21 protein-coding genes are annotated in these 23468 nt (G+C 59.7%); 10 read left to right on the top strand and 11 right to left on the bottom strand.

Features of this window, described 5'->3' with window-relative positions; genetic code table 11:
• Nucleotides 1–5 precede the first annotated feature (5 nt).
• The 5 genes from SA190iCDA_RS20265 to SA190iCDA_RS20245 all read left to right on the top strand — a co-directional run bounded on the left by SA190iCDA_RS20265 (nt 6) and on the right by SA190iCDA_RS20245 (nt 7461).
• Nucleotides 6–620, top strand: coding sequence for a TetR/AcrR family transcriptional regulator (locus SA190iCDA_RS20265; protein ID WP_070887982.1), 615 nt, complete (start codon nt 6–8; stop codon nt 618–620).
• An 80-nt stretch (nt 621–700) separates the two neighbouring features.
• A complete protein-coding gene (locus SA190iCDA_RS20260) occupies nt 701–1807 on the top strand; it encodes an efflux RND transporter periplasmic adaptor subunit (RefSeq protein ID WP_419203824.1) in 1107 nt (368 codons plus the stop codon).
• On the top strand, nt 1804–4884 hold the full coding sequence (locus tag SA190iCDA_RS20255; RefSeq protein ID WP_070887984.1) for an efflux RND transporter permease subunit: 3081 nt from the start codon (nt 1804–1806) through the stop codon (nt 4882–4884). Before SA190iCDA_RS20260 ends, SA190iCDA_RS20255 begins: the two co-directional genes overlap by 4 nt.
• 49 nt (nt 4885–4933) lie before the next feature.
• A complete protein-coding gene (fabF, locus tag SA190iCDA_RS20250) occupies nt 4934–6223 on the top strand; it encodes a beta-ketoacyl-ACP synthase II (RefSeq protein ID WP_070887985.1) in 1290 nt (429 codons plus the stop codon).
• The gene (locus SA190iCDA_RS20245) at nt 6223–7461 is read left to right on the top strand and encodes a multidrug effflux MFS transporter (protein WP_070887986.1); all 1239 of its coding nucleotides are present in this window, start codon (nt 6223–6225) and stop codon (nt 7459–7461) included. Before fabF ends, SA190iCDA_RS20245 begins: the two co-directional genes overlap by 1 nt.
• 400 nt (nt 7462–7861) lie before the next feature.
• Here the strand turns inward: SA190iCDA_RS20245 and SA190iCDA_RS20240 are convergent, their stop codons facing one another.
• Both SA190iCDA_RS20240 and SA190iCDA_RS20235 read right to left on the bottom strand, forming a co-directional pair.
• On the bottom strand, nt 7862–8824 hold the full coding sequence (locus SA190iCDA_RS20240; RefSeq protein WP_070887987.1) for a zinc-binding dehydrogenase: 963 nt from the start codon (nt 8822–8824) through the stop codon (nt 7862–7864).
• A 116-nt stretch (nt 8825–8940) separates the two neighbouring features.
• On the bottom strand, nt 8941–9690 hold the full coding sequence (locus SA190iCDA_RS20235; protein ID WP_070887988.1) for an SDR family NAD(P)-dependent oxidoreductase: 750 nt from the start codon (nt 9688–9690) through the stop codon (nt 8941–8943).
• A 161-nt stretch (nt 9691–9851) separates the two neighbouring features.
• On the opposite strand from SA190iCDA_RS20235, the gene SA190iCDA_RS20230 reads away from it, so the two are divergent.
• On the top strand, nt 9852–10757 hold the full coding sequence (locus tag SA190iCDA_RS20230) for a LysR family transcriptional regulator (RefSeq protein ID WP_070887989.1): 906 nt from the start codon (nt 9852–9854) through the stop codon (nt 10755–10757).
• Between the two features lie 311 nt (nt 10758–11068).
• On the opposite strand, the gene SA190iCDA_RS20225 is transcribed toward SA190iCDA_RS20230, so the two are convergent.
• Nucleotides 11069–11863, bottom strand: coding sequence for an SDR family NAD(P)-dependent oxidoreductase (locus tag SA190iCDA_RS20225; protein ID WP_070887990.1), 795 nt, complete (start codon nt 11861–11863; stop codon nt 11069–11071).
• A 128-nt stretch (nt 11864–11991) separates the two neighbouring features.
• Complete coding sequence (locus SA190iCDA_RS20220; RefSeq protein ID WP_070887991.1) at nt 11992–12651, bottom strand: glutathione S-transferase family protein; 660 nt, start codon at nt 12649–12651, stop codon at nt 11992–11994.
• A gap of 100 nt (nt 12652–12751) precedes the next feature.
• On the opposite strand from SA190iCDA_RS20220, the gene SA190iCDA_RS20215 reads away from it, so the two are divergent.
• The gene (locus SA190iCDA_RS20215; protein ID WP_070887992.1) at nt 12752–13639 is read left to right on the top strand and encodes a LysR family transcriptional regulator; all 888 of its coding nucleotides are present in this window, start codon (nt 12752–12754) and stop codon (nt 13637–13639) included.
• A 136-nt stretch (nt 13640–13775) separates the two neighbouring features.
• Here SA190iCDA_RS20215 and SA190iCDA_RS20210 read toward each other — a convergent pair whose 3' ends face one another.
• From SA190iCDA_RS20210 to SA190iCDA_RS20200, 3 genes are all read right to left on the bottom strand, one after another.
• The gene (locus SA190iCDA_RS20210; protein WP_070887993.1) at nt 13776–14396 is read right to left on the bottom strand and encodes a tyrosine-type recombinase/integrase; all 621 of its coding nucleotides are present in this window, start codon (nt 14394–14396) and stop codon (nt 13776–13778) included.
• A 188-nt stretch (nt 14397–14584) separates the two neighbouring features.
• A complete protein-coding gene (locus SA190iCDA_RS20205; RefSeq protein WP_033987779.1) occupies nt 14585–14995 on the bottom strand; it encodes a VOC family protein in 411 nt (136 codons plus the stop codon).
• Between the two features lie 77 nt (nt 14996–15072).
• On the bottom strand, nt 15073–15813 hold the full coding sequence (locus tag SA190iCDA_RS20200; protein ID WP_070887994.1) for an SDR family NAD(P)-dependent oxidoreductase: 741 nt from the start codon (nt 15811–15813) through the stop codon (nt 15073–15075).
• Between the two features lie 157 nt (nt 15814–15970).
• On the opposite strand from SA190iCDA_RS20200, the gene SA190iCDA_RS20195 reads away from it, so the two are divergent.
• The gene (locus SA190iCDA_RS20195; protein ID WP_070887995.1) at nt 15971–16573 is read left to right on the top strand and encodes a TetR/AcrR family transcriptional regulator; all 603 of its coding nucleotides are present in this window, start codon (nt 15971–15973) and stop codon (nt 16571–16573) included.
• 31 nt (nt 16574–16604) lie between these two features.
• Here the strand turns inward: SA190iCDA_RS20195 and SA190iCDA_RS20190 are convergent, their stop codons facing one another.
• Genes SA190iCDA_RS20190 through SA190iCDA_RS20180 form a run of 3 tightly spaced genes read right to left on the bottom strand, consistent with a single transcriptional unit; the run spans nt 16605 to nt 18742 of the window.
• A complete protein-coding gene (locus SA190iCDA_RS20190; RefSeq protein WP_070887996.1) occupies nt 16605–17582 on the bottom strand; it encodes a saccharopine dehydrogenase family protein in 978 nt (325 codons plus the stop codon).
• Nucleotides 17579–17980 (bottom strand): VOC family protein, encoded by a 402-nt coding sequence (locus SA190iCDA_RS20185; protein WP_070887997.1) that lies wholly within the window; start codon nt 17978–17980, stop codon nt 17579–17581. The genes SA190iCDA_RS20190 and SA190iCDA_RS20185 overlap by 4 nt, the downstream gene beginning before the upstream one ends.
• A gap of 18 nt (nt 17981–17998) precedes the next feature.
• Nucleotides 17999–18742: an SDR family NAD(P)-dependent oxidoreductase gene (locus SA190iCDA_RS20180; protein ID WP_033987787.1), complete on the bottom strand. Its 744-nt coding sequence runs from the start codon at nt 18740–18742 to the stop codon at nt 17999–18001.
• Between the two features lie 138 nt (nt 18743–18880).
• Between SA190iCDA_RS20180 and SA190iCDA_RS20175 the strand changes: the two genes are divergently transcribed.
• Together SA190iCDA_RS20175 and SA190iCDA_RS20170 are read left to right on the top strand one after the other, a co-directional pair.
• On the top strand, nt 18881–19771 hold the full coding sequence (locus SA190iCDA_RS20175) for an AraC family transcriptional regulator (RefSeq protein ID WP_033987789.1): 891 nt from the start codon (nt 18881–18883) through the stop codon (nt 19769–19771).
• A 466-nt stretch (nt 19772–20237) separates the two neighbouring features.
• Nucleotides 20238–21791, top strand: a complete 1554-nt coding sequence (locus SA190iCDA_RS20170) for a sensor domain-containing diguanylate cyclase (RefSeq protein WP_070887998.1) — start codon at nt 20238–20240, stop codon at nt 21789–21791.
• Between the two features lie 194 nt (nt 21792–21985).
• Here the strand turns inward: SA190iCDA_RS20170 and SA190iCDA_RS20165 are convergent, their stop codons facing one another.
• The gene (locus SA190iCDA_RS20165; RefSeq protein ID WP_139159566.1) at nt 21986–23047 is read right to left on the bottom strand and encodes a GGDEF domain-containing protein; all 1062 of its coding nucleotides are present in this window, start codon (nt 23045–23047) and stop codon (nt 21986–21988) included.
• Nucleotides 23048–23468 lie beyond the last annotated feature (421 nt).

The following is a 23468-nucleotide window of genomic DNA, read 5'->3' as shown; positions in this document are numbered from 1 at the left end:
TAGGCATGAACGACGACATGAACAACTCGACCACACGCGGGCCGCAGGATCACGAGATCCGCGACCAGATCATCAACGCCGCGACCCAGCATTTCGGCCACTACGGCTATGAGAAAACCACGGTCTCGGACCTTGCCAAGGCAATCGGTTTCTCCAAGGCCTACATCTATAAATTCTTTGATTCCAAGCAGGCCATCGGTGGGGTGATCTGCACCAATCGCCTGGCCATGATCATGGGCATCGTCGACGCGGCACTGGCCGATGCGCCGAGTGCCTCGGAGAAGCTGAGGCGCCTGTTCCGCTCGATTTCAGAGGCTGGCAGCGATCTGTTCTTCCACGACCGCAAGCTCTACGACATCGCGGCGGTGGCCTCGCGCGACCAGTGGCCGTCGGTCAAGGCGCACGAGCTGCGCATTCGCGAGCTGATCCAGCAGATTCTCCTCGAGGGCCGTGAAGCGGGGGAATTCGAGCGCAAGACGCCGCTGGACGAAACCACCAACGCGATCTTTCTGATCCTGCGGCCCTACGTCAATCCCGCTCAGCTGCAGTACAACCTGGACGACGCTGCCGAGGCCGCCGCGCACCTGCCGGCGCTGATATTGCGCAGCTTGGCTCCGTAGTCATGCGCTTGTGACCATTGACAATATTGGTCACTAGTTTAAGAATGAGGTTCCTGAATTGCTCTTGAGTGATGGAACCCATGCGCCTCGTGCCCGCCGTTCTTGCCGTTTGCCTGCTGCCTCTCATCCTGGTGGCGTGCGGCGATTCGTCTGTCCAGAAAGACCCCCGCAACAAGCCGCCGCTGGTTCGGGTGGCAGCGGTCGAGCAGGCAGCCGGGACCGCTCGTTCCTTCACCGGTGTGGTGGTCGCGCGGACCCAGAGCGACCTTGGCTTTCGCGTCTCGGGCAAGGTGCTGGAGCGTCTGGTCGACACCGGCGAAACGGTCAGGCGCGGCCAGCCGCTGATGCGCCTCGATCCCGTCGACCTGCAGCTGCAGGCGCTGGCGCAGCAGGAGGCCGTCGCCTCTGCCCGGGCGCGGGCCAGGCAGACTGCTGACGACGAAGCCCGTTACCGCGGGCTGGTCACCGCCGGGGCGGTGTCGGCCTCGACCTACGACCAGATCAAGGCGGCTGCCGATTCCGCCAGGGCGCAGCTCAGCGCTGCCCAGGCCCAGGCCGATGTGGCGCGCAATGCTACGGGTTACGCCGCCTTGCTGGCCGATGCCGACGGCGTGGTGATGGAAACCCTGGCCGAGCCCGGCCAGGTGGTCAGCGCCGGGCAGCCCGTGGTGCGGCTGGCGCGAGCAGGGCAGCGCGAAGCCATCGTGCACCTGCCGGAAACCCTGCGCCCGGCGCCGGGTTCGACCGCCCAGGCTGCCCTGTATGGCAGCAGCAGCGCCTCGGTTGCGGCCAGGCTGCGGCTGCTTTCCGAGGCCGCCGATGCCACCACGCGCACCTTCGAGGCCCGCTACGTACTCGACGGCGCGCTGGCCAACGCCCCGCTCGGCGCCACCATCACCCTCGATATCGCCGCGGCCAGCGATGCAGCCCAGGGGTTGCAGGTGCCTGCTGCCGCGCTGTACGACCCGGGTAATGGCCCCGGTGTCTGGGTGGTCGCTGGCGAGCCGGCGAAAGTCGCCTGGCGCCCTGTTCAGGTAGTCGGTATCGGCGATGAGGCGGCGCGTGTCGCCGGCCAGATCAATGCCGGCGAGCAGGTGGTGGCCCTCGGTGCCCACCTGCTGCGTGATGGCGAGGAAGTGCGGCGTGCCCAGGTTGCTGTGCCTGTAGTCGCCGGGAGCCAGCCATGAGCGAAGGCCGTTTCAACCTGTCGGCACTGGCGGTTCGCGAGCGCGCCATCACCCTGTTTCTCATTCTGCTGATCGCGCTGGCCGGCACCTTGGCGTTCTTCCAGTTGGGCCGCGCCGAAGATCCGCCCTTCACCGTCAAGCAGATGACCATCATCACCGCCTGGCCGGGCGCCACTGCCCAGGAAATGCAGGATCAGGTCGCCGAACCGCTGGAAAAGCGCATGCAGGAGCTGCGCTGGTACGACCGCAGCGAAACCTACACCCGCGCGGGCCTTGCGTTCACAATGGTGTCGCTGCTCGACAGCACCCCGCCTGCGCAGGTGCAGGAGGAGTTCTACCAGGCCCGCAAGAAGCTCGGTGACGAAGCCAGGAGCCTGCCGGCAGGGGTCATCGGGCCGATGGTCAACGACGAGTTCTCGGACGTGACCTTCGCGGTGTATGCCCTGAAGGCCAGGGGCGAACCGCAGCGCCAGCTGGTACGCGAAGCCGAATCGCTGCGCCAGCGCCTGCTGCATGTACCGGGGGTGAAGAAGGTCAACATCATCGGCGAGCAGGCCGAGCGTATTTTCGTATCATTCTCCCATGACCGGCTGGCGACGCTGGGCGTGACTGCACAGGACATCTTCGCCGCACTCAACAGCCAGAACGCCCTGACCCCAGCCGGCTCGGTGGAAACCTCCGGCCCGCAAGTGGTGATGCGCCTGGATGGCGCGTTCGACACCCTGGCGAAGATCCGAGACACGCCGATTGCCGTGCAGGGGCGCACCCTGAAACTTGCCGATGTGGCGACCGTGGAGCGTGGCTACGAAGATCCCGCCGCCTTTCTGGTGCGCAACGGTGGCGAGCCCGCGCTGCTGCTCGGCGTGGTGATGCGCGAGGGCTGGAACGGCCTCGACCTCGGTGCGGCGCTGGATGCGGAAACGGCGCGCATCAATGACGCCATGCCGCTGGGCATGTCGCTGGACAAGGTCACCGACCAGGCGGTCAACATCAGCTCGTCCGTCGATGAGTTCATGGTCAAGTTCTTCGTCGCCCTGCTGGTGGTGATGCTGGTCTGCTTCATCAGCATGGGCTGGCGCGTGGGTGTGGTGGTCGCGGCCGCCGTACCATTGACCCTGGCCATCGTCTTCGTGGTGATGGCGGCCACCGGCAAGAACTTCGACCGCATTACCCTGGGTTCGCTGATCCTCGCCCTGGGACTGCTGGTGGACGACGCCATCATCGCCATCGAAATGATGGTGGTGAAGATGGAGGAGGGTTACGACCGCTTCAAGGCATCGGCCTACGCCTGGAGCCACACCGCGGCGCCGATGCTCTCCGGTACGCTGGTCACCGCCATCGGCTTCATGCCCAATGGCTTCGCGCAGTCCACGGCCGGCGAGTACACCAGCAACATGTTCTGGATCGTCGGCATCGCGCTGATCGCGTCCTGGGTGGTGGCCGTGGCGTTCACCCCCTATCTGGGCGTGAAACTGTTGCCCGACATCAAGCAGGTCGAGGGTGGGCATGCGGCCATCTACGACACGCGCCATTACAACCGCTTTCGCAGGCTGCTGGGGCGCGTCATCGCGCACAAGTGGCTGGTGGCCGGTGTGGTGATCGCCGCGTTCGTGGTCGCCGTACTGGGCATGGGGCTGGTGAAGAAGCAGTTCTTCCCAACGTCCGATCGCCCGGAAGTGCTGGTCGAGCTGCAGATGCCCTACGGCACGTCCATCGAGCAGACCAACGCCACAGCTATCAAGGTCGAGTCATGGCTGCGCGAGCAGGAAGAAGCCAAGATCGTCACCAGTTATATCGGTCAAGGTCCGCCGCGCTTCTTCCTGGCCATGGCGCCCGAGTTGCCGGATCCGTCGTTTGCTAAGATCGTGGTGCTGACGGACAGCCAGGAGGCCCGCGAAGCCCTTAAGCTGCGCATCCGTGAAGCGGCCTCCGAAGGCCTGGCGCCCGAGGCCAAGGTGCGCGTCACCCAGCTGGTGTTCGGCCCGTATTCACCGTACCCGGTGGCCTACCGGGTAATGGGGCCCGATGCCATGCAGCTGCGCGAAATCGCCAACCGCGTGCAGGCCGTGTTGCAGGCCAGCCCGATGATGCACACGGTGAACGCCGATTGGGGGCCGCTGGTGCCGACGCTGCACTTCTCCCTGGATCAGGATCGTCTGCAGGCCGTTGGCCTGAGTTCCAACGCCGTGGCGCAGCAGCTGCAGTTCCTGCTCAGCGGCGTGCCGATCACCTCGGTGCGCGAGGACATCCGCGCTGTGCAGGTGGTCGGTCGCGCGGCGGGAGAAATTCGCCTCGACCCGGCGAAGATCGCGGGCTTCACGCTGGTTGGCTCAGCTGGCCAGCGCATTCCGCTGTCCCAGGTCGGCGAAGTGAACGTGCGCATGGAAGACCCGGTCCTGCGCCGCCGCGACCGCACGCCGACCATCACCGTGCGCGGCGACATCGCCGAGGGGCTGCAGCCGCCGGACGTGTCCACGGCCGTGTGGAAAGACCTGCAACCGATCATCGAGACGCTGCCGGCCGGGTATCGCATCGAAATGGCTGGCGCCATCGAGGAGTCAGGCAAGGCCAGCAAGGCGATCGCGCCGCTGCTGCCGATCATGATCGCCCTGACGCTGCTGATCATCATCCTGCAGGTGCGCTCGATCTCGGCCATGGTCATGGTGTTTCTCACCTCGCCGCTGGGCCTGATTGGCGTGGTGCCGGTGCTGCTGCTGTTCCAGCAGCCGTTCGGCATCAACGCCCTGGTCGGCTTGATCGCGCTGTCAGGGATCCTGATGCGCAACACGCTGATCCTGATCGGGCAGATCCACCAAAACGAGCGCGAAGGGCTCGATCCGTTCCAGGCCGTGGTCGAGGCCACCGTGCAGCGCGCCCGCCCGGTACTGCTGACGGCGCTGGCGGCGATCCTCGCCTTCATCCCGCTCACCCACTCGGTGTTCTGGGGAACCCTGGCCTACACCCTGATCGGCGGCACCTTCGTCGGCACCATCATGACCCTGGCGTTCCTGCCGGCGATGTACGCCATCTGGTTCAGGATCCGCCCGAACGATGAACCCAAAGGCGCGCACGCGTAATCCCGGGCGAGCAGCGCCGGGCTGCTCGTCGCCAAGCTGAGAGGCTGCAATGATCAATTTCTACAAGCACAAGCGCATCGTGGTAACCGGTGTCGGTATCGTCGGTCCGCTGGGCTGCGGTACCGAAACGGTGTGGCAGCGTTTGCTGGCCGGGCGTTCGGGCATTGGTACGCTGCCGGTGGCCATCACCGAGGGCACTGGGGTAACGGCGGGCGGGCAGGTGCCTACGCTAGAGGAGGACGCGGTCGCTGGCTACCAACCCGACCTCGTCATCGCGGCCAAGGAACGCAAGAAGATGGATCGCTTCATCGAGTTCGCACTGGTGGCCGCGCATGAAGCATTGCAGCAGGCGGGTTGGCAGCCCAATACGGAAGAGGCGCGGCAGCGCACGGCGACGATCATCGCGTCGGGGGTGGGTGGTTTCGGCGCGATGGCCGAGGCCGTCCGAGTAACCGACGCTCGTGGGCCACGCCGGCTATCACCGTTCACTGCGCCGTCGTTTCTCGCCAACATGGCAGCGGGGCACGTGTCCATAAGCCACGGTTTCAAGGGGCCGCTCGGCGCACCGGTCACCGCCTGCGCGGCCGGTGTGCAGGCGATTGGCGATGCGGCCCGACTGATCAGAAGTGGCGAAGTCGATATCGCGGTGTGTGGCGGCACGGAAGCGGTGATCGACCGCGTTACCCTGGGCTGCTTCGCGGCTGCTCGCGCGCTATCGACTGGTTTTGCCGAGCGGCCGCAGGAGGCGTCGCGCCCCTTCGACCGTGACCGCGACGGATTCGTCATGGCCGAAGGCGCTGGGTTGCTGGTGATCGAGTCACTCGAACACGCACTGGTGCGCGGCGCTACGCCGCTCGCCGAACTGGTGGGTTATGGCACCAGCGCCGATGCCTATCACCTTACCGCCGGCCCCGAAGATGGCAGCGGCGCGCGCCGTGCCATGCAACTGGCGCTGCAGCAGGCAGGCGTGAAACCTGAACAGGTGCAGCACATCAACGCCCATGCCACCTCCACCCAGGTTGGCGACAAGGGTGAGCTGGCCGCCATTCAGGCGCTGTTCGGTGCCAACGCGGGTGTGGCGATCAGCTCGACCAAATCCGCCACGGGCCATTTGCTGGGAGCCGCAGGGGGGATAGAGGCGATCTTCACTGTGCTGGCGTTGCGTGACCAGATCGTGCCGCCGACCCTGAACCTCAACAACCCGGACGAAGCCGCCGCGGGGCTCGATCTGGTAGCGCTGAACGCCCGGTCTATGCCGATCACCCATGCACTCTCCAATGGCTTCGGCTTTGGTGGGGTGAATGCCAGCGTGCTGTTTCGTCGCTGGGAGAGCGCATGATGAGTGCGCAACCAGAAAGCGTGACGAGTGCGTTGCCCCTGCGTGGCGGCACCGCGCTGACAGGCAGGGTCGTCGCGTTGCTGGCGGGGCTGTCGGCGATCAGCATCCTGTCCACCAATATCATTCTTCCGGCGTTCCCGGCGATCGGCCAGCAACTGGGGGTGTCCTCCCGCGAACTCGGGCTGACGCTCTCCAGCTTCTTCATCACCTTCGCGCTCGCGCAACTGGTGGTGGGGCCGCTGGCCGACCGTTTCGGCCGCAAGCACCTGGTGCTCGGTGGGCTCACGCTGTTCGTGGTCGGCTCCCTGGTGGCCGGCCTGGCGAGTTCGTTCGCCATACTGATCGCCGGTCGGGTGATCCAGGCTCTGGGCGTCTGCGCCGCTGCGGTGCTGGCACGGGCCATCGCCCGTGATCTGTTCGACGGCGAGGCGCTGGCTCGGGCCCTGTCGCTGACCATGATCGCTACCGCCACGGCCCCCGGTTTCTCGCCGCTGTTGGGCAGTTTGCTGACCACCGCCCTGGGCTGGCGGGCGATATTCGTGATGGTGGGAATTGCCGCCGTCGTCATCGCGGTTTTCTACGCCCGTGGCCTTGGCGAAACGCTGCCACCCGAACGCCGGGTTAGGCAATCGTTGCCGCAGGTGATGGGGGCGTATGGCCGGCTGGTCGGCGACGGTCGATTCATCCTGCCCGCCGGGGCCGTGAGCCTGTTGATGAGCGGCTTGTTCGCCTCCTTCGGCGCGGCACCGGCGATCCTGATGACCGGCATGGGGCTGTCGCCCCTGCAGGCCGGGTTGTACTTCGCTGCTACCGTGTTCGTGGTGTTCGCCGCCGGCATGGCCGCGCCGCGCCTTGCCCGCCGTTTCGGCAGCCGCCGGGTCGCCTCGGTCGGCTTCGCCACTGCCGCACTGGCCGGCGGCCTGTTGCTGATCGGCCCGAGCTACCCCGGCCTGACCTGGTACTCGCTATCGATGGTCACGTTTCTCTGGGGCATGGGCCTGGCCAATCCGCTGGGCACTGCCATCACCATGGGGCCGTTCGGCAACGAAGCGGGGCTGGCCTCGGCGCTGCTCGGCTTTCTGACCATGGGCGCGGCAGCGATCACCACCTGGCTGGTCTCGGTGCTGGAATTCGCTCCCGTTACAACCCTCGGCGCCACTCAAGCAGTGGTCTGCCTGATCGGCCTGGGTTTTTTCTGGGCGGGTAATCAGATTGAAAAACGGATGCTCGGTCTTTGAGGGCTCAGTATGAGGCCAGGGCTATCGGTAGCGACAGACCGCTTTTGGCACCGAGTGCAGCCGATTATGACGGGTAGTTTCCGGCCAAAAGCAGACACTCGTAAGGGAGCCGAAACTTGAGTTGGGTCGTCCCTGTACTGCTCTCGACGTTCACCGGTGGTTGATCAAGCAGCACCCAATGCTGGGTAATTTTTCCGTTGCTGATTTGTGCATCGGCCCCAGTCACACAACCGGCTCTTCCTTAGGGCCCGCCTGCCAGCGTAGGTAGCCAGCCCGTGATGCCCAATAGCGGCACCCGTCGGCACGAACGAAAAGTCCACGGCAAACTGTTCCAATAAGGCGCTGGCGACATCAGCGATAGCGACTTGTCCGTGAACAATGCCTTTAGCCTCAAACATGATCAGGGAATCAGCAGGATCGATCCGGTGTGCTTACGCGCAGCAATGGCTTGATGTGCCGCAACCGCTTCATTCAGTCCGTAGCGGGAGAGTTCCAGCGGCCCCAGCGCACCTGCTCGGAAGCGCTCGAACAACTCGGAGGCCGCCATGTCTTGATTCTGCGAATTAACATACTGCGGCGTAGAGGGCTGGATATATCGAATGCTGCGCGAGGCCAGCAGCGCAGTGTCCGCTACGGCTGCTCCAGAAGCGTTGCCAACGTGGACAAGGTCTCCACCGTTACGCAGCGCGCCGATTGAAGCATCCAAAGTTCGCCGACCGACCAGATCGTACACCACGTCGACGCCGACATTGCCATTCACAGCTTTAATTCGCTCGGCCAGCGCGGGCTCATCCGAGCGCAGCACATGATCAAGTCCCCAGCCTTCGACAATATGGGCCTTAAGCGCGGAGCCCACGGTGGCGATGACGGTAGCACCAAGCGATTTAGCCCAGTGGGCAAGCAAGCTACCTACGCCGCCGGATGCGCCCTGCAGGACAACGGTTTCACCTGCTTGAACCACATGGACCTGTGTGAGCAGAGCCCATGCGGTCAGCCCCTTCGATAGAAGCCCGGCGGCCTGCTCGCTGGAGATGTCACCCGGCAGTTTGATCAGTGCACTGGCATCAATCACACGACGATCCGCGTAGGCACCAGGCGCGAAGAAATAACCAACACGATCACCGACCTTCAAGTGCTGCTCATGCGGACCGACCGCCTCGACGATGCCAGCAGCCTCAACCCCCATACTGAATGGCAATGGCACGTTGAATGTACCGTCGCGAAACATCGTATCGACAAAGTTCACGCCAATGGCTTCATGGCGGATTAGCACCTGCCCACGGGAGGGCTTCTCCACGGTAAAGGTTTCGTGTTGAAGAACTGTAGGACTTCCTTGCTGATAAATCCGGATGCTTTGAGTCATGACCGCCTCGATAATAAAAAATTGTGAGCAATAACCAACACCGAGGTAAGTCGCGCCAACCTGTGCAAGGGAGGCGCGACATTTCGACCGGGTCGATTGGGTTAACGTGGCATCAATCAGGCGCTCTGGCCGCCATCGACGTTGAGGGTGGCGCCGGTGATGTAGGACGCCTCAGGGCCTGCGAGGAAGGACACGGCTGCTGCAATGTCTTCAGGCTGACCGTAGCGTCCCAGCGCTGCCAAACCGGCAAGAAACGGCGCATGGTCAGCGGTTTCAGGGTTCATCTCGGTGTTAATGGCGCCTGGCTGGATGACGTTCACGGTGATATTGCGTGGTCCCAAATCTCGGGCCCAACCTCGGCTGTACGCAGCCACGGCGGCCTTCGTCGCCACATAATCGGCAGCACCTGGGAAAGGCACGCTATCAGCGCCTGTGGTCCCCAGAGAAATGATCCGGCCACCGTCATTCATCAAGCCAACTGCAGTGCGCACCGCGGTGACAACACCTCCAACGTTCACCGCCTGTTGACGATCAAATGCGGCAATGTCAGCACCAGCATCATCAACGGCACCGGTGACGAAAACGCCGGCGCTGTTAACCAGGATGTCCAGACGACCGAAGTGCTCATGAACCTGTTTGACCAACGCGCTCACTTGTGCCGAGTCGCCTTGGTCAGCCTGAATGGCCAGCGCCTTAACACCCTGACGTTCGATTTCAATCACAATTTTTTGCGCTTGCTCAGATGATTTTGCGTAGCTGAACGCGACATGGGCGCCATCGGCAGCGAGTCGTTTTGCAATGGCAGCGCCGATGCCACGCGAACCGCCTGTTACCAGAGCCACTTTGCCTTGAAGTTGTTGAGTCATTGCCTGATCTCCTCTAAGAGCCACCTGGAATAGGTGGCTTCGTCTCGGTGAGATCAATTTATGCGATAGCTATCGTGGGATAAATTAGCAAAAAACAACACCACTGTTCCTAAATTAGGGCTAATGTTCAGCTAATCCAACCCAAATGAAAGAGTGGCGGCGTGGACTATTTCACGGCAGTAAAGGCATTTATCCAGGTGGTCGAAGCAGGCAGCTTCGTCAAGGCGGCGCAGGCACTGAATCTTCCGCGTAACACCGTTACCAAGCACATCCAATCGCTGGAAAGCCATCTACGGGTGAAACTGCTCAACCGCACCACGCGGCGCATTTCGCTGACCAATGACGGCACGGCTTATTACGAGCGCATGGTACGGGTGGTTGATCAATGGTTGGAGGCTGAATCGGACCTGGCCAATGCCCAGGCGCGCCCGCATGGACGGTTGCGCGTGGACATGGGCTCGACCATGGCCACGATGCTGGTACTACCGGCCCTCGCGGACTTTCAGAAACGTTACCCCGAGCTGCAGCTGGATATTGGTGTCAGCGACAGGCCGGTCGACCTCCTTGGTGATCGGGTTGACTGTGTTATTCGCGGCGGCACTTTGAGCGATCCCTCATTGATTGCCCGGCGCCTGGGTAGCCTCAAGTTCGTCACCTGCGCAACGCCAGAGTATCTTGCCGCCCACGGTACGCCCTTGCACCCGAGTGATCTGGAAAAGGATCACCAGATGGTCCGTTACTTCTTTGCCGGTACGAACAGGCGTTTGCCAGTAGAATTCGTCAGAGCTGATGAGCGCATCACGGTCGACGCCAGCTACTTCGTATCAGTCAACGATTCCAACGCCCTGCTTAGCGCCGCACTTGCGGGCTTGGGCGTGTTGCAGACATTACTGTTTATGGCCGAACCACACTTCAAGTCTGGCGCATTGCTGCCACTTCTGAAGGACTGGTCACTGGAGCCGAATTCGATCTACATCGTCTACTCGCCCAATCGCCATCTCAGTGCGCGTGTCCGGGTTTTCGTAGAGTGGCTCGTCGAGTTGTTTGACGCCAGAGGGCTGCGTTGACGAATTGCTCATACGACATCAATACCGCTGCGGCGGTAAGCGTGATCGCCCTCAGCTGATTGCCTTCGGCCGGATGCAGTCCTTCGCAACCGGCAGTTATGGGCCTGAGGCGGGCATTGGTGCGACACGTTAACTGCTTTTGTAAAGCCGCGCAGAACGTGCATCGCCTAGACGAATCCTTCGTTTGTGAAACGGATCGGTGCCAGCTAGGCTCTTATCCCCGGCCAGGCGATAACTTCATAACCGGATACTTCTCCGAAATTGACATTGGCGGGTCTAGCCCTTCTGGGCTGCTCTTGCAATCGCCCGCCTTATGCGATTGAGCGAATGACACCACCGTCGACCCGCAATGCTGCGCCAGTCGTTCCCCCCGCCTGTTCGGAGCAGACATAAACCACCATGTTTGCGACCTCTTCCGTTGTTGTGAAGCGGTTCAAAAGCGTGGTCGGGCGCATTGTCTTCAGAAAGTTCTGCTCAGCCTGATCTTGGGTAATGCCCTCCTGCTCAGCCGTAGCCTTCATCCAGCTGCTTAGAATTTCAGAGCGTGTTGGGCCGGGCAGCACCGCATTGACCGTAACGCCTGTTCCCCCAACCAGCTCGGCAAGTCCACGAGATACCGCCAATTGGGCTGTCTTGGTCACGCCATAATCGATCATCTCTTTGGGGATCATAATGGCTGACTCACTGCTAATGAACACCACACGCCCCCAACCCCGCCTCACCATAAATGGGAGATAGTGTCGGGCTGCCCGCACGCCACTCATTACATTCAGTTGAAAAAGGTCAATCCACTCGCTGTCCTCCTGTTCAAAGAAATCATTTGGGTGCGCGGTCCCGACGTTATTGACGAGAATGTCGATGTCGGTTGCTCGGGAGGCCAGCGTTGCCGATCCTTGAGTGGTGGCAAGATCAGCCGCAACCCCTGTGAACTCAGCACTAGGTAGAAGCGCTCGCAACTCATTTAGCGCCTCTTGCACACGCTGGTCAGTGCGTCCGTTAATGACAACTGAGGCGCCTGCTCTTGCGAGGCCTTCAGCAGTGGCGCGACCAATTCCCGCTGTCGATCCTGTGACGAGCGCCTTGCGTCCTGAAAAATCGATGTTCACGGCTCATTTCTCTAAGGCTGGGGAAATGCCGCTGCACTCCTCAATCGAAGCTGCTGCAACGGCGTTACGACCCATAGCGACCATCAAGATGTTGGTTGGTATTGCTCAGACGGGTTTACGTAGAGCAGCTAGCTTGCGGCGCTAACGACTCCAGTCATCCGCCTTTCAATCTCATCACGAGTAGCCTTCCATGCGGGCACAGTCTCGAGCAGACGCTGTTGCCAGGCGACCAGATTCGGGAACTCTTCAAAAGGCGCCCCGGTCCGTTTGTACTGCGAAAAAGGTGCTGCAATATCGATATCTGCGAGAGTCAACGCATCACCGACGATGAACTTACGTGTCGCCAGATGCGATTCCAGTACTTTTGCAGCGTTGCGAATGTTGGTCGTCGCCAACTCGACGATTGCATCGTTCCTTGATCTACCCGCGAACTTCTCACCCGCCCATTCGTTGAACAGAAGAGTGGAAAATATTCGCCATTGCTCTCCGGACCAGAACATCCATTGCAGGACTTCCAGCTTCTCCGCCTGAGTTCGTCCAAGTAAGTGCGAGTTCGCTTTTCCCGCAAGGTACAGGTTGATGGCTGACGCTTCCCAGATCACCGTATTTCCATCCTGCAGGACAGGAGTGAGCCCGTGCGGGTTCAGCGTCAGGAACTCAGGTGTGTGACTTTCACCCTTAAATAGGTCGACATCGATGCGTTCGATTTCGACGCCCATGATTGCGGCGGCAGCAGTGACGCGACGAAGGCTACCCGAGCCCGAATCACCATAAACCTTAATGGACATTGTTCCCTCACTCAGCGATTGTGGATGACGGAAGCAAGGTAACTCTTTTCGTAAAATAAAATTATACTGCCGTTTCAAGGAACACTTATTTGGATTACGAATGACTGATCGTTGGCTTGAAGTCGAGGTTTTCATTCGCGTAGCGGAGTCGGGAAGTTTCTCCCGTGCCGCCCATGAATTAGGGCTTTCGCAGCCGTCGACCTCTCGAATCGTCACGGGATTGGAAAAACGGTTAGGTGTGAAGCTTTTGCTACGCACGACCCGTAATGTGGCAATCACTGAAGCAGGCGCGGCGTTCCTGGAGAGGGCTCGCCAAGCTGCTGCTGACTTGGAGGACGCAGAAGATGCGGCTCGAGGTGTTGACTCCCTGCGTGGCATCATTCGTCTTGCGGTGCCAATCGTGTATGGCACCCGAGCGGTCATTCCAGCATTGCCCGGTTTTCTCGAGCGTCATCCCGATCTACGGGTTGAAATCACCATGCGAGATGAGAGGCAGAACCTGGTGGCAGCCGGAGTAGACGTGGCAATCCGGATGGGCGCGCTCGAAGATTCAACGTTTGGCGCTCGGCAAATCGCTTCAGTGGCACGAGTGTTGGTGGCGTCGCCTGGATACCTGACCAGAAGAGGGATGCCAACGAAACCTGAAGAACTGGTGCTTCATGACGCGCTCTTGCACGAACAGAGCCTCCCAGAAAAACACACACTGAAGCTGGTCAAGGCAGGCAGGGAAACGGTTGTGACAGTGCGTGGAAGAGTCAAGGTTGATGCCGCTCCTGGCATTCTGGCTGCTGCAGTGGCGGGACTTGGTATTGCGAATGTCACGGCGATCATGTCAGCACAAGAGCTACGCGACGGTAGCCTTGTTCATGTGTTGCCCGACTACGAACTCGAGCCTTTAAAAGCGTTTGCCGTGTTTCCATCCGGGCCGAAACCGTCCGCCAAAGTACGGTCACTGGTATCCCACCTCATCGACGTACTAGGAAACTAGCGCAAAGAGTTCTACCAGCCGGATGATCCCGCCAGCTGTCGGATGCCAAACCCAAAGATGCTCTTGTCGATCTGACGGGGTCACTGTCCGCTCCTGGCCGGTAGCGACGGCCTGGTTCGACCGTCGCTAATCAGGGTCAGACCTCGGTCTGTTCAGCCATTTCTAGAGCATAATCTACCTCAATTCCCAAATACCTGACGGTGCTTTCCAGCTTCGTGTGGCCAAGTAGCAGCTGTACGGCCCTGAGGTTCTTCGTCCTGCGGTAGATCAGCGACGCCTTGGTACGCCGCATTGTGTGGGTACCGTATATGGCGGGATCGAGCCCGATGGCAGTTACCCAGGCTTTGACGATGCGAGCGTACTGCCTTGTGGAGAGGTGCTCTGAGGCATGTAGTCGGCTTGGAAAAAGACAATCTTCACCCCGTAGCTGTGCCTGATGTATCCAAGCCTCTAGCGCCGCCCGAGTTTGCTCGGTGATTTCAAACTGTACCGGTCGCTGGGTTTTCTGCTGCATTACGATGGCACGCGCTGACACGTGAGTGCCATGGGCGATGTCACGTACCCGGAGCTTCGTTAGATCACAAGCCCGAAGCTTGCTGTCGATGGCAAGATCAAACAGAGCGAGATCCCGAGTTTTCTCTCCAAGCTGGAGCCTGACTCGGATAGCCCAGATATCTCTGACCCGAAGTGGTGCTTTCTGCCCGACTAGCTTTCCCTTATTCCAAGGTTCATGGCGCTGCGTATCGACGATTCTCATGGCTTGTCGTCCTCGTAAGGGAAGCCAAGGATGGGCCGTCGTGGCGACGGTCGCTAATGACCTATCGCTGCCGTTGACTAAGGGCAGAGCTCGACCCGATGCGGAGGTCGCCATAGGCGACCTCCGGCCAAAGTGGTGGCCTTAGGCGCGTTACAAATTTACTACTGGGACTGGTGCGAACCTCCGCCCTAAGCAGTTAGCTGGCAAACCGCTTCCAGATTCACTCCCTCAGGGCCTAGCACATACGCCGCGTAGTAATTGGAGTGGTAATGAAGCCTGATGCCCGGCGCCCCATTGTCTTGTCCGCCAGCGGCTATGCCAGCCGCATGGAAAGCATCGACCGCCTCACGGTTCTGCGCGATCAGAGCTATGTGCGTCCCCTGGCTGGGGGGAAGCGCAGCATGCAACCATAAAAACGGCTTTCCTTCAGAACCGAACCCTAATCTTCGAGGTGTTGAACCTGGCGGATCGGCCTCGATGCTCATCAGCAACTCAATCCCAAGTGGACTGAGCGCGGCTTCGTAGAAGGCCTGAGCATCCGCAATGTCCGAAACACCGAGGCCCACATGGTCGATTGCCGACCCCGCGAAATTGCTCATCAGGTATCTCCATAAATCGCCGTTGATTGGCAGGTTGGTAGAGCGCGTTATTCAGCGCCTATCGCTCCGTGCCCGTTCTAAACTTGAGATGCACCACCGTCGGCGAACAGCTCAGCCCCATTGATATAGCTCGATGCATTGCTCGCCAGGAAGAGCGCGGCTTGACCGATCTCATATGCCTGGCCGATCCGACCGAGGGTGCTCTTCTCGCTGAGTGCATCGATTACCTCCTGCGCGTTCTCACCAAGCACATTGCGCAGGGACGGGGTATCCACGGGGCCGGGGCTGAGCAGGTTAATACGCACGCCGGAGCCTTTGATGTCCAGAATCCAGCTGCGCACAAGCGAACGGAGCGCGGCCTTGGTGGCTCCGTAGACACTCAGGCCGGGGCCGGGGTTGATCGAGGCGGTCGAGCCGATGACGATGACGCTGCTCCCCTTACCCATGAACGGCAGCGCGCCTTGCACGGTGAAGGTCGTGCCTTTGACATTGGTCGTGAAGAGCCGATCGAAGCCTGCTTCGGTGATCGCACCCAAGGGCTCGATTTCACCCGTCCCGGCATTGGCGATCAATACGTCGATACGGCCATGCACCCCGCTGATGTGGCTGAACAGCTCGGTCAGGTCGGCAGGGTTCGAAATGTCCGCGCAGACGGCAGAGGCGTTCTCGCCGAGGCCCTTAACGGATTCGTCGAGCTGAGGCTGGCGGCGCCCAGTGATAACCAGCTTGGCACCCTGGCTGGCGAACGCTTCAGCAATGGCGAAACCGAGGCCCGAAGAGCCACCAGTGACCAGAACAACCTTATTTTCAAACAGCATGGGAATACCTCGAGAGCGGACATGTAGCGAACACTACATAGCTAAATACCTAGGCGCAACATATTTAGTGATCGCTATATAAATCTGGCTAACGATCGGTGATTGAAACCTCTTGTAGTGATCGCTACATTAGTCACACCGACAGAACGAGATTGCCATGAACGAAAAAACCCGGCAGCGCCGCCCCGCCTTCAACCGTGAGCAAGGAATAGCCATCGCACAGGCGCTATTTCATCAGCGCGGCTTCGACGCGGTCAGCCTGACCGACCTGACCGAGGCCATGAATATCAAGCCGCCGAGCTTTTACGCCGCTTATGGCAGCAAAGCCGAGCTGTTCGAGCGTGCGATGCATCGCTACGCCAGTGAAAACGCGCTGCCTATGGACAGGCTGCTGGGACCGGATCGATCGCCTGCAGAAGCATTGACCGCACTGCTGGTTGCCGCTGCGAAGCAGTACGGACGAGACCGGGTTTTGCGTGGCTGCCTGATCACCGAGGGCATGCGTGCGGACGATCCGACCGCCCGCCACATGGCCGAGAAACTGGGCGGCGTCGGCATCCAGGCCATCCGTCGTTACCTTGATCAGGTCCGCCCGGACGCCGCTCAGGTCCTGGCTGACTACGTGCTTATCACCCTGCGGGGGCTGTCGGCGGCGGCGTGCAGTGGCATGTCTCTCAAACGCTTGATGGAAACGGCGCAGCTTGCCGGCAAGCTGATTTCTCTTGAATTCGAGGCTAGCGACAGCGCTACGAATTCCTGAGCAAAGCCGCATAGACGCTACCTAGGGGTAGTCAGCGATCAGTGATGGTCGTTCCGGCAATGCTCTGGGCAAATTCACCACCGAAAATGCGCGCAGGCGTTTCAAAACCAAGCTTGCGCTCACCGCTCAACACGCGGCGCACAGCTTCGATAGCGGCCAATGGGGTGTAGGAATATCCATTCACCGTTTCGATCATGGAGCAAGCAACGCTGCCATCCGCTGCTGTGACCTCTGCCACCGCGCGAGCCCGATGGGCGTCCCGCTCATGGGCGCTGGGACCATCAGGCAGTTTTGATAAGTCGCCCTCGGGAAAGGCGTCCCCCGGGATATGCACGAACATCGCGATGTTGGGGATGCCTGTCGAATGCCACCCCGTCACCAGATCACCGAAAGACAACGGCTGGCACGTCACTGGCCCATCGCCGAAATCAAACTGCCGTGGCTGTGCATCAGGTGTTGCCACGAGTTCACCGTCGACCCGTGCGAGCAGGCCTGCCCCTATGATTTCGCTGACGCTCATTGCCGAACCCCGCGACATGGACCCGGGAACCTGTAACGCAATGCTCAGCGCATGAGGACTCGCAACCCGCTGAGCGACATGCATGGCCAGGCAGTCCGTGGGGACAACGTCCCAGCCGACGCCAGGCAGAAGCATCACACCTGCCTCGCCAGCCTGAGCACCCAGCCGTTCCGCGAGCCGGTAGACATTGATCTCGGCCGTAATGTCCAGGTAGTCGACACCAGCCTGCATGCACGCCCGCATCAGAGCCTCGGCGGTTTGCGCGAAGGGTCCGGCAACGTTCAGCAGTACGTCTATCCCATCCAGCGCCCCTGCGGCCTGAGCATCTGCTCCGAACACGCGGTAAGGAACATTCAGTTGCGCAGCAAGATCTTCCAGCCGATCAACCGTACGCCCCGCTATTTCGAAATTGAGACCCAGTGCTTTCGCCCGTTCTGCAGCCATGCGCCCGGTGTAACCCGTCGCGCCGTAAATCAGTAATGTCTTCATTGCGCGTGCTGCCAGTTCTTGTAGACGAATTCCACGCTGTAGCCATCCGGGTCTAGCACGTTCGCGGCGTAGTAATTCGGGTCGTAATGCAGCCGGGCACCCGGCGAGCCATTGTCAACAGCGCCCTCGCTCATCGCGGCGGCATAGGCAGCCTCGACCTCGACCTTGCTGCTCGCGACAAACCCGACGTGAGCCGCGCGCGCCTCGACCACACCCTCGCGCAGCCAGAAGAACACCCGACCATTGGCGCCGAAGCCTTTGAGATCCGGATGACCTGGCGGGCCGTTCTTGCCGTCGTAGTCCAGACGTGCAGTGATACCAAGCGGCAACAGTGCCGCTTCGTAAAAACGGATGGAGCGCTCGATGTCGCTAACCGATAGAAAAACATGATCCAGCACGTCATAGCCCTCGCTTGTTCAGATGTTGTAGCCGCCGGCCACTTCAATGGTCTGGGCATTGATCCAAGCGCCATTGTCGGACAACAGCATGGCAATGACGCGCGCCACATCTTCAGGCTCGCCCACCCTGCCCAGCGCGGTTTGCGCTGCCAGCATTGCTTCGAACTCGTCGTTAAGCCCGCCGCCCAATTCAGTTCGAATCGCTCCAGGTGAAACCGCATTGGCCCGTATACGCCGATCACCAAACTCCTTGGCCATGTAACGGGTAAGTACTTCAAGACCGCCCTTGAACGCCGCGTAAGGCGCCACACCAGCAGTGGCCACGCGGGTGGTGGCACTGGTCAGGTTGACGATGCTGGCGTTTTCTTCCAGCAACGGCAGAAGTGTCTGGGTCAGGAAGAACGGACCTTTCAGGTGAACATTGAACAAACCGTCGAACTGCGCTTCGCTGACCGTCTGCAACGGGTTGAACAGGCCATACCCCGCATTGTTAACCAAGCCAGCGAGCGTATTGATGCCCCAAATGTTCTTCAAGCTCATCAAGACCGATTCTCGAAACACTTCGAAACTGCCCACTTGGCCGACATCGAGTTCGAGCGCAGCGGCTCTACCACCGGCCTGCTCGATACTTCTGACGACTTCTGCCGCCGCTTGAGCATTGCTGTTGTAAGTAAGGATGACCCCCATGCCACGCTGGGCAATGTGCCGTGCCGTACTGGCACCGATTCCACGACTGCCGCCGGTGATAACGATCACGCTCATGTGGTGCTCCGCTGTCGATGAAATGAGTCACCACAGTAGCTACGCACCGCTTCGCCGACGCAGCCGTTCCTACTCCAAACTTGCCTGTTTCTGCTTTTCCCTTGTATAGCTCATCGATTAACGGTCAACATTCCCATCATGAAAAATCAACTAAATGAACTGCGCGCTTTAACCGCCAAGGCCGAAAATCGCCGCACCGAGACGGGCATTCCGCGAGTCGCCATGGTTCAGGGCAAGATCCCCGAGCACATGCTCGCTGCCGTCTACGACCCGATGATCAACCTCATCCTGCAAGGCAGCAAAACGATGACGGTGGGCGACCGCACCCTTCGGTATGACCCTGCGACGTATTTCGTGATGTCCATCGACCTGCCGGCGGTAGGGGCTGTCCACGCCGCTGAGACAGGCGAGCCCTATCTAGCCGTTAGCCTGACACTCGACCCGACTGTGCTCGCCACGTTGCTGGCCGACCTTCCGAAACCTATTGGCCGGTATGAAAGCGACCCTGGCTTTTCGGTGGCTGCCGTCACGCCAGATCTGATGGATGCCTGGGTGCGCATGCTTCGACTCATGGGCAATCCCGATGCTATTGCCGCGCTCGCTCCTGCGTACGAGCGCGAGATACTGTTTCGCGTTCTACAAGGCCCGCATGGCTGGATGTTGCGAGAGATCGCCGCACCAGATACCGCAATGGCCCGCGTGAACCTGGCCATTCAGTGGATTCGACGGGACTTTGCCGAACCCATCAGGGTGGAAACCCTGGCGCAGAAAGCGGCCATGAGCGTCTCAGCGTTTCACCGGCATTTCAAAACCGTCACTACGCTAAGCCCATTGCAGTACCAGAAACGGGTTCGCCTGCTCCAGGCCCGAATGCTCATGGTCGCCTGCGCCAAAAGCGTCACGGCTGCCGCGTTCGAGGTAGGCTATGAAAGCGCCACGCAATTCACGCGGGATTATGCACGGGTGTTCGGCCTGCCTCCTGCGCGGGATGCTGCGAGAATCTTGAGCGAAACGAGAGCCGATTTGTGAGTTTGGCGAGATCCGCCACCGATCAGCGTGCTGCAGACAGCGGCGGTCATTGTCGGAATCGACCGTCCTCCTTGAGCCCGGTTTAACTTATTTGCGAGTGACTGTTTTTGGCCGTTAGTGGCCCTTTACGACAGACTGCTTCGGCCAAAAGGTCATTGCCAGTGCTGGTGCATGAGAGCTTATCAAACTGGCTTGCAGCGAGATGACCAAATCAAGGCAGGTTTCACTGGCCAGGCAGTCAGCATGGCTTGGAAATCGGATTTATAGCGAGCAACGGTAGGCGTTGATACTGGGGCTGCCTATGCAGCCCGTTGGCGCAGACGGTTCGATTATAGTCTCCAAGGCGTTTTAAGAGGATTCCTGCTAGCTTGAGATGGCGCGTAGCCGTTGGAGCTCAGGTACGTGGTTGCCTTCCACATAGGGTATAACTGACGCAGACCAAATATTTTATTCGAAGAGTCCCCTAATGGGTAACCGTCGCCATTCAGTATTTAGGCCCCTCCTGCCGGCCTCTGGAAAGATTGGGATCCAGGCCGTCATGTTGCTTATGGTCGCGTGCCTAGCATTAAGCACATTCACCGGGGTGCTGCTGTATGCAAAGTTCAATGATGTAAAGGCCTCTCGCCACGCCGAGCTTGCGAACCTATCTGCCTCCGTGCTCACCGCCGCAGAGAGTTCCATCACCTACGCCAGCATGATCCTGCTGGGTTTAGCCGAGCGGTACCAGCATGACGGGGAAACGCCTGAGAATTTGGCGCGCATGATGAGCGTCGCCCGCACACAGATAGATTGGGAGCCCAGAATTCAGGGGATTTTCTTTTACGCTGCTGATGGGCGCTGGATTGTTACGACATTGTCGCCCCAGACCCCTAAGCGTAATAATTCTGATCGAGATTATTTTCAATATCATCTTAACAATAAAAGTCTGGCGCCCTATATAGGACCTCCTATTCAAAGCCGAACGACTGGTGAATGGATCTTCACCATCTCCATCCGTCTCGAAGATAAGATGGGTGAGTTTGACGGTGTTGCGCTTGCAACAATGCGCGTCGAAAGCTTTTTGGAGTACTTCAGGTCTTTCGATCTCGGCGCGAACGGAATTGTCAGCCTTGCACGAACAGACGGTGCCCAACTTGTGCGCAATCCGTTCAGCCCGGAACTGATTTCGGTAAATGTCAGTGGTGCGCCTGTTGCGCAGGCAATTCTGGCGGGCAGCACGCGCGGCGTCTTGGTGTTCGACTCCCCAGTAGACGGGACCCGGCGTATGGTTGGTTATGCCAGTAGCGGTCGCTATCCCATCCGATTATCCGTCGGTATTACCGAGGACTACGCATATGCCTCATGGCGGCGAGATTGTATTGCCACGCTTATAGCCGCGCTTACCACATTAGCGGTCATCATATTTCTTGGGATTAGAACGACGCAGAACATCGTGCAGAAAGCCAAAGAGGAAACCTTGCTGCGAAAAGATCATGGATCGTTGCAAGTCGTGAACACAGAGCTTAACCGGCTGGCCAACGAGGATGGCCTCACCGGCTTAGCGAACCGCCGCTTCTTCGATCAGACGCTAAGCAGCGCATTTGAATACGCACGAGCCAATCGGGCGTCGATATCGCTCCTCCTCCTGGATATTGACTACTTCAAAAGATATAACGACTTTCACGGGCATCCGGCGGGAGACGAATGCTTACGCCGAGTCTCTTCAATAGTTAAGAGCTGTTTGGACAGAAGCGCAGATTTCGCCGCCCGTTATGGCGGTGAAGAATTAGCCATTATTTTGCCTCACACAGATCTGAACGGCGCCTTGAAAGTGGCAGAGAAGATCCGGCAGGCGGTGGAGGACGCAAACATTCAGACCCCTGGCGGGCTATTGGAACGGGTTACCGTGAGCATCGGAGTCTCTGGTGGGATACCCGCATTCGAATCCACTGGCTACGAGGAAATTCTGTTGTCGGCCGATAGCGCGCTCTACCTGGCGAAGCGAGAAGGCCGCAATCGCGTGGCCTCGCGTATGGAATAATGATCTTTACAGCGGCCATGGCGGGTCGTGACCGCCTGCCAAGGAGATTAACTCGCAACCGCTGTTTTAGGAGTTTCTGTTGACAAGTAAGTTACCCGTCAACCGGCCTGTCAGCTACAGAGAGGCTGAACAGATGCTCCTCGATTGGTTAGGCTGGCAGCAGTCGGCCAGAAGCGGACGCTACTGAGCGCCTGCTAGGTGTCCATTTCCACACGGTTGCGTCCTGCCTGCTTACCTCGGTAAAGCGCCTGGTCCGCACGCGAAATGCTTTCGCCCACGGTTTCGCCGCGACAGTGGACGCTCAGCCCCATTGTCAGGGTGACGCCCAGCGAAGTGTCGCCCAATGGGATATCGAGTGATTCGATATTCTGGCGGATCCGTTCGGCGATATTTCGAGCATCACGGGCTGGTGTGTCGGTTAGCATCAGCAGAAACTCCTCCCCGCCCCAACGGGCGACCAGATCATTTCCGCGAACACAGCTGCGGAAAACCTCGCTGACAGCGACTAGTACACGATCCCCCGCCTCGTGTCCATGGATGTCATTGATGCTCTTGAAGTGATCCAGGTCTGCCAGCACGAAGCTCAGGGAGTCCGTATCGCTCACTGTACGAGCAGCTTCGTTATGGGCAGCCTCCAGGATGAACCGGCGGTTGCTCAAGCCAGTCAGTGGGTCGGTGATAGCCAGATCACGCAAGCGTTGCTGAGCGCTGTGAATGGTGCTCAGGTAGAGGTGCGCCAGATAACCCAGCATGGCGATCACGATGCCAAGCGAGACCGTATGAATTGCAATGGTTGCCGTGACGCTTACTGGCTGCAGTGGTGGGAGCCAGAGCTGGGTCAGCAGATACAGACCGACGTAGTAGATCCAGAGCGCAGCGACCGGCAGCAACGCGTGGCGCAGCTGTGTGCTGGCCACGGTAATGGGGACGAACAGCAGGATGAAAACGTGCGTGCCGCTTTCCCAGCCGAGCATCACTACCCCCAGCGAGGCATGTGCCAGCACTTCGAACCAGACGACCGCCACAGCTACCTTGTTGTGCCGCTTCAGCAATAGTTGGTACGCCAACACATAAAGCACGAAACTGACGACACTGACCCAGGCGAGGATCGGCGAGCCCAGCCAGTGAAAGAGTAAGAATAAGAGTATGTTGGTGCAGCCGCCTATCTGGACGCATCGTTTAAATATCAGCCAGAAGGGCTGCGATTGCGGTTTATAAGCCCGACGACTCACCGTTTTTTTTCCTTTAGCCGACAAGCATGACTCCTAATACCTCGAGACAGCATCTTGTTGATAGGGTAGTCACCGGGTCGAAAAAAGGCATGAAGTTAAGATCTGAACTCGCGCCAGTGGCCCAGTAGATATCGGCATACGGCGAAGAAGCTAAAGATGCCCATACCGTCATCATGCGCTGGGCACGTGGCAACGACAACGCTGTGCTGGACCTTTCATCTGGTGCCGGCCGTTACCCGCGCAGCGCACGCTGCGGCGACGAAACGGGCCCTACGCAGTCTCTCCGGGAAGGGCGCGTGGAAGTCCAACCGATTCTCGGCATGCCGCTATCACGGTGATGCCAAACTCCAGTCTCGTTTGTGAGTCAGGATCAAGCGAGAAACACCCTAGTGTGCCAGCACTCAGTCGACGCAACCGACACAGAGTTTTGGTTGCTCTCTCCCTC

This window comes from Pseudomonas argentinensis, from assembly GCF_001839655.2.
GTDB lineage: Bacteria > Pseudomonadota > Gammaproteobacteria > Pseudomonadales > Pseudomonadaceae > Aquipseudomonas > Aquipseudomonas argentinensis_B.
The sequence above is the reverse complement of the archived record's forward strand: the minus strand, read 5'-3'. Positions and strand labels throughout refer to the sequence as shown.